Raw genomic sequence first — 4,431 nt, 5'->3', positions numbered from 1 at the left:
TCAGCAGGCCAAGCACCAGCGAAAGTCCGAGCACGACGATGGTGCGCGGGCTTGAGGCCGTCATCGGCATCGACGCGTCGGAGATGATGCGGATCTTGCCGACCGGGAAGGACTGCTGCTGCGCGGCTTCCTCGTAACGACCCAGGAATGTCTGATAGAGCGTGGTGAGCGCCGTCGCCTGCTGATCGAGTTCACGCAGCTTGACTTGCGTCTGGTTGTCGACGGAACTCTTGCCTTGCGCGGCCGCGACGTTGGCCCTGAGCGCGGTCTCGCGTGCCTGCGCCACCTCATATTCGTTGCGATAGCTTTCGGTCAGCTGCTTCAGCTCGCCGAAAATCTGCGTCGATATGTCGGCCTTCTCCTTGGAGAGAGCCACCGCCTGCGGGTGCTCGGGGCCGAAATTCGCCTCGACGTCCTGCAGCCGCTTGGCCACTGTGAGGTAGCGGGTCTTGAGCGCCGATATGACCGAGCTGCTTGGCTGGTCGCTCGATATGGCGGCATCCTTGAAAGCGTTTTCGGAGCCGCTGTCGACGATGGCCTTGTACTGCTGGTAGCGGGCGCTGGCGCGTGCGGTGTCGGCCTGCGCCACGATAAGCTGGGCGTTGAGGTCGGAAAGCTGCTTGTCGCTCATCAGCTGGCCATCGCTGTTGGCGGCCAGCCCATGTTCGGCCCTGAATTTCTCAACCGCGAGCGAAGCTGCCTGCGAGCTCTGGCGCAACTCCGTCAACCGGCCCTGCAGCCAGACCGCAGCCCGCTCGGTGGCATCGAAGCTGGCATCGAGCTGATCGGCGAGATAGGCATCGGCATAGGCCTTGGTGATGGCGTTTGCCAAGGCCGGATCCGTCGCCTGATAGCCGAGCGCGATGACGTAGCTTCGGCCGACGCGTTCCGCCCGGATCTCGTTCTGCAGCTTGAGGATCGCGTAGTCGCGGCGCGACGTGGCGATCAGCGCATCGCGGGCGGCCGGGTCGAGCTTGCTGAAGTCAGCGCCACCCGGCATGGAAGAGCTGGGGCGGACATACTGGATCAGGCCGCGGATGAGGCCTATGCCTTGGGCAAGCGCCGACTGGGGCGGATTCATGAACGTGTCGTTCTGGTCGAGCTTCAGCTTGTCGACGACCACGGCGGCAAGCCGCGTCGAGGTCAGGATCTCGATCTGGCTCAGGATGGCGGAATCGGTCTGCATGGTTGTCGACGTCGCCGAAATGTCGTCGACGATCTTGTTCAAGCCCTCGTCGATCAGCACGCTGGCGATCGACTGATATTTGGGCGGCGTTGTCTGCAAATAGAGCAGGCCCAGGAAGAGACCGATGACGGCACACACGGCAACCACCTTGGCCTGCCGTGCGGCCATGCCAAGCAGCCGCTCGATATCGATGAAGTCTTCGCCGTCTCCTGCGTCCGAATTCGGCAATGGCATCCTCTTGTCGAGAGGAAAGTTGGCATAATTCATCTTCGGTCCAATTCTAGAGCCGGTCCTATTCCGATTGATCGCAATTGGCTCTATCTTACTGTTTCAACATGATCTTTTCCGGAAACCGGGACCCACTTTCAGGGATCATGCCTTGGCTTGCAGGCGCCTCGAAGATCGGGAGCATCGCCAGAGCAATGCAAGCGTCGTGCCAGACGGAGAGAACCTGCCGGCCCCTCTTCGCCGGCCATCCGACGATACTCCCGAAAGATGGGCATTATGCGGCTTCTTCCTGGCGTTCATGCGACCGGACGAACTCCTGAAGCATCTCGAAAACCGGACCCTTCATGTCGTCGCGCGCCAGCGCGAAGGCGATGTTGGCCTGGATGAACCCTTCCTTGGAACCACAGTCGAACATGCGGCCGAGGAAAGGCTGGGCGAAGAACGGCTGATCCTTCGACAGACGAACCATGGCATCCGTCAGTTGAATCTCGTTGCCGGCGCCGCGCTGCTGATTGCCCAGGAGCGCGAAAATCTCCGGCTGCAGGATGTAGCGGCCGTTGATGTAGAAATTCGAAGGCGCATTGGCCGGCGCCGGCTTCTCGACCATGGCCGTCACCTCGAAACCGCCGCCGATCTCGGCGCCACGGCCAACGATGCCATATTTGTTGGTCTCGCTGGGTTCGCAACGCTCGACGGCGATTACGTTGCCGCCCGTGCGCTCATAAAGCTCGACGGTTTCGGCGAGGCATCCGCGACCGCCGAAGGACACCATGTCCGGCAGCAGCAAGGCGAAGGGCTCGTTGCCGATAACCTCGCGCGCGCACCAGACGGCATGGCCGAGGCCTTGCGGGGATTGCTGGCGGATGAAGCTGGTGGCGCCGGCCACAGGCAGCATGCTTTCGAGCGCCTCCAGCTGGGTCTTCTTGCCGGTCTGCTCCAGGGTGCCGATCAATTCCGGATGCAGGTCGAAATAGTCCTCGATCACCGCCTTGTTGCGACCGGTCACGAAGACGATGTGTTCGATGCCCGCCTCGAAGGCCTCGTCCACCGCATATTGGACGACGGGCCTGTCGACGACGGGAAGCATTTCCTTCGGCATCGACTTGGTCGCCGGCAGGAACCGCGTTCCAAGCCCCGCCACCGGTATCACGGCCTTCCTGATTTTCTTCATCGCAAATTCCTTCTGAGGAGATCGACTTCAATCCGTTCACAGGCCACGAAAATTCCCTCCATGTGCCTGCATCTTCACCTCCCCGCCCCGACGGCAAATTGTGCCGCCATTCTTCGCAACCGCACGGCGATCGGCATGCCCATATGCCTGACCGCCGCCGGGTCGCTGAGCGCAGTCCGGATCGCCTTGAGCGGGGACCGCGCCTTGATGTGCTGTACCAGTGACAGAAACGATGCCGCCTTGCGCAGGCTGCGGCCACGCCGCGCGAACGCGGCTTGCGCGGCCTCATCCATCCGATGGGTTTGAGCGAACACGGCATCCGCCCTGCGCATGGCTTCGACGTGGTGAAGCTCGAGCACGCGCGAAATGGAGACGCTGCGAATATGGTAGGCATAGCCGATATCGGGCTCGACGACGCATTTTCCGCCGTTGGCCAGGGCGGCGGCAAAGAGGATGTAGTCTTCGCCGATCCTCAGCTTCTCGTCATAGCGAAGCCGGTTTTCGTTCAGGAACTCGCGCTGGAAGATCGGCTTGAGGTAGCCGAGGTTGAACTTGGATTCGAAGACGATGTTGCCGGCGATGTAGGTGGCCAGCGAAATCTCGCGCAAGCCTTCCAGATATTGCCGCGGAAACATCGCGTCCTCGATAACGCCGTCCTCGCGAACGACCTGCAGATTGTCGACGGCGATCTGGGCATCCGCGCTTTCGGCACGCGCGATCATCTTGGCGAGCCGGCCGGGAAAGACCGCGTCGTCGGAATCGAGAACCGCGATCCATCTGCCGCGGGCGGCATCGAGGCCGGCATTCCTGGCGCCGCCCGGGCCGCGATTGCTTGGCAGGGCGATGACACGGACGATATCCCCGGGATAGGCCCGCGCAACATCGAGCGTCGCATCGCGCGACTTGTCGTCGACGACGATGATTTCGACGCTGACACCCTTCTGGGCGATGGCGCTGGCGATCGCCCGATCAAGGGTCGTCTCGGCATTGTAGGCGGCAATAACGAAGGAAACATCGGGGATAGAGCTGACGTCAGGCTGCACGCTTGCCTCCCTCCTGTGGCGAAGGCTGGCCATAGAGGCGGATTTCGCGGATGCCGACGAGGCCGCTGACGACACCAACATGCATAATGCCGCGCAGCACGCTGCGGTTCCTGCGTACCGGACTGACGACGACCGGAAGTGCCGAGGCGAAGCAATAGATGGCCTTTGCCGAGGCCAGGCCGACCTGCTTGGCCAGACCGATTCCGCTGGCGCTGCTGCCCAGGAGATGGCCATGCGTCTGGCCGACGCGGAAGCGGCGGCGGCCGAGCCAATCGAATGCCGCCCTGGAGCGCGGCACCACCTCGTCGACCCATGCCTCGGGCGAGAAGGCGATGCGGCCGCCTGCCTTGTGCATCTGGTCGAAGAATTCGGTGTCCTCGCCGCCGGTCTGGCCACGCGCCAGGCTGAAGCGGCGGCCGCGCAGGCTGTCCGAGCCCATCCGCAGCAGAACGTTGCAGGTGTAGCCGGTCTGGATCTCGCCGCGCACCCAGACGGGCAAGGTCGAATGGAAATCGCCGCGCCGCATCCAGTCCGGCGCGTCCGGGCGATAGCGCGCCCTGACCGGGCCGAGCACGGCGGCGGCACCGCTTTGCTGCGCCATCGCGGCCAGTTCGGCAAGCCATGGCGTCGTGGCCGTCTCGTCGTCGTCGATGAAGGCGACGAAATCCGCGGTGCTCGCATCGAGGCAGGCGTTGCGGGCGATCGAGATGTTGCGCGCCGGGGCGTGCTGATAGTGGATCGGCACCGTCAATTCCCGCGACAGCGCCGCCACCAGGTCACGGGCCGATGGGGTGTCGTCATTG

At 63.2% G+C, this 4,431-nt stretch carries 4 protein-coding genes; all 4 read right to left on the bottom strand.

Translation table 11 applies throughout. From position 1 onward, the window contains the following. On the bottom strand, nucleotides 1–1,453 hold a 1,453-nt coding region (locus ENZ75_RS22555), incomplete at its 3' end, for a Wzz/FepE/Etk N-terminal domain-containing protein (RefSeq protein ID WP_245481192.1). Between the two features lie 235 nt (nucleotides 1,454–1,688). Continuing rightward, the gene (locus ENZ75_RS22550; protein WP_013528099.1) at nucleotides 1,689–2,585 is read right to left on the bottom strand and encodes a UTP--glucose-1-phosphate uridylyltransferase; all 897 of its coding nucleotides are present in this window, start codon (nucleotides 2,583–2,585) and stop codon (nucleotides 1,689–1,691) included. 74 nt (nucleotides 2,586–2,659) lie between these two features. Next, nucleotides 2,660–3,628, bottom strand: a complete 969-nt coding sequence (locus tag ENZ75_RS22545; protein WP_063169888.1) for a glycosyltransferase family 2 protein — start codon at nucleotides 3,626–3,628, stop codon at nucleotides 2,660–2,662. Further along, a partial coding sequence (locus tag ENZ75_RS22540; protein ID WP_128278324.1) for a glycosyltransferase occupies nucleotides 3,618–4,431 on the bottom strand: 814 nt, incomplete at its 5' end. The genes ENZ75_RS22540 and ENZ75_RS22545, both read right to left, overlap by 11 nt.

This window comes from Mesorhizobium sp. M7A.F.Ca.CA.002.04.1.1 (genome assembly GCF_004022805.1).
GTDB classification, from domain to species: domain Bacteria; phylum Pseudomonadota; class Alphaproteobacteria; order Rhizobiales; family Rhizobiaceae; genus Mesorhizobium; species Mesorhizobium ciceri.
The sequence above is the reverse complement of the archived record's forward strand: the minus strand, read 5'-3'. Positions and strand labels throughout refer to the sequence as shown.

Coding starts and splice junctions, on each gene's coding strand:
- ENZ75_RS22550 (WP_013528099.1), bottom strand. CDS start 2,585: ATGAAGAAAATCAGGAAGGCCGTGATACCGGTGGCGGGGCTTGGAACG.